Here is a 1,429-nt window from a genome sequence, read left to right as displayed (position 1 = left end):
GCGGCGCGGCGCCGGCGGCTGCCCGCAGGCTGGCGACGGCTTCGGGGAACCGCCGTTGCAGCCAGTGCGCGCGCCCGAGCCGCGCCAGTGCCTCGGGGTGGCCAGGTGCGAGTGCAAGTGCCTGCTGGCAGGCCGACTGCCCCGCCAACGCATCGCCGGCATCCAGCTCGGCGTCGGCCAACACAATCCACGCCAGCGCGTTGCGCGGTTCGCGGCGCACCGCCTCGCGCAGGTCGGCGCGTGGATCGCCTGGCGCCATCACGTGCCCCGTGTCAGCCGCGCGAGCTCGTCCGCCTGGTGCTCGGACTGCAGCCGGCTGACCAGCGCGTCGAGGTCGCCGGTGAGCACGTTGGGCAGGTCGTACAGGGTCAGGCCTTCGACCCGGTGGTCGGTGATCCGGCCCTGCGGGTAGTTGTAGGTCCGGATGCGCTGGCTGCGGTCGCCGCTGCCGACCTGCAGCTTGCGGTCCTCGGCGATGGCCGCGGCGGCCTTCGCGGCCTGCGCTTCGGCCAGCGTCGCCACCAGTCGCTTCATGGCCTTGTCGCGGTTGGCGTGCTGGCTGCGCTCGGTCTGGCTTTCGACCACCACGCCCGACGGGATATGGGTGATCCGGATCGCCGAGTCGGTCTTGTTGACGTGCTGGCCGCCGGCGCCGGACGAGCGGAAGGTATCCACGCGCAGGTCGGCCGGGTTGATCTCGATCGGTTCGCCGTCCGGCTCCACCGCGATGATGGCGACGGTCGCCGCCGAGGTGTGGATGCGGCCCTGCGATTCGGTTTCGGGGACGCGCTGGACGCGATGCGTGCCGGACTCGAATTTCAGCCGTGAGTACGCGCCGCGCCCCTCCACGCGGGCGATCACCTCGCGGTAACCGCCGTGCTCGCCCGGGTTGGCCGACTCCACCTCGACCCGCCAACCCTGCCGTTCCGCGTAGCGCGAATACATCCGGAACAGGTCGCCGGCGAAGATCGCCGCCTCGTCGCCGCCGGTGCCTGCGCGGACTTCCAGGTAGATGTCGCCTTCGTCGCGCGGGTCCCTCGGGATCAGGTGGGCGAGCAGTTCGGCGTCCAGGCGCTGCAGGCGCTCGTTGGCGCTGGCGATCTCCTCTTCCGCCAGCGCGCCCAGTTCGGGGTCGTTGCGCATCGCCTCGGCCGCGGCCAGGTCGGCTTTGGCCGCGGCCTCGTCGGCCAGCGCGGTGGCGACCGGCTCGAGCTGGGCGAACTCGCGCGAGAGCTGGCGGAAGCGATTGGCATCGCCGATCACGCCGGGGTCGGCGAGCAGGCGCTCGAGCTCTTCGCGGCGTTCAGCGAGGGCTTCGAGCTTGCGGCGCAGGGTCGGGGTCATCGGAGGTCTCGGGAAGGAAGCGGCCGGAACGCGGCGTCGCCGTGCACGGCGAACCCCGCGGCGACACCGCCGGAGATGCTACTTG

Annotated in this window: 2 protein-coding genes; both read right to left on the bottom strand. The window is 72.3% G+C overall.

Annotation, left to right across the window (positions count from 1 at the left end; translation table 11 throughout):
* Nucleotides 1-259 (bottom strand): tetratricopeptide repeat protein (locus tag ACKVMH_RS13485; RefSeq protein WP_412700661.1); only part of this gene is annotated, 259 nt, incomplete at its 3' end.
* Nucleotides 259-1,344 (bottom strand): peptide chain release factor 1, encoded by a 1,086-nt coding sequence (gene prfA / locus ACKVMH_RS13480; RefSeq protein ID WP_412700660.1) that lies wholly within the window; start codon nt 1,342-1,344, stop codon nt 259-261. The genes prfA and ACKVMH_RS13485, both read right to left, overlap by 1 nt.
* Nucleotides 1,345-1,429: the final 85 nt, after the last annotated feature.

The organism is Lysobacter zhanggongensis (genome assembly GCF_046638635.1).
Classification (GTDB): Bacteria; Pseudomonadota; Gammaproteobacteria; order Xanthomonadales; family Xanthomonadaceae; genus Novilysobacter; species Novilysobacter luteus.
This window is presented reverse-complemented; position numbering and strand designations above follow the sequence as displayed.

Coding starts and splice junctions, on each gene's coding strand:
- prfA (WP_412700660.1), bottom strand. CDS start 1,344: ATGACCCCGACCCTGCGCCGCAAGCTCGAAGCCCTCGCTGAACGCCGC.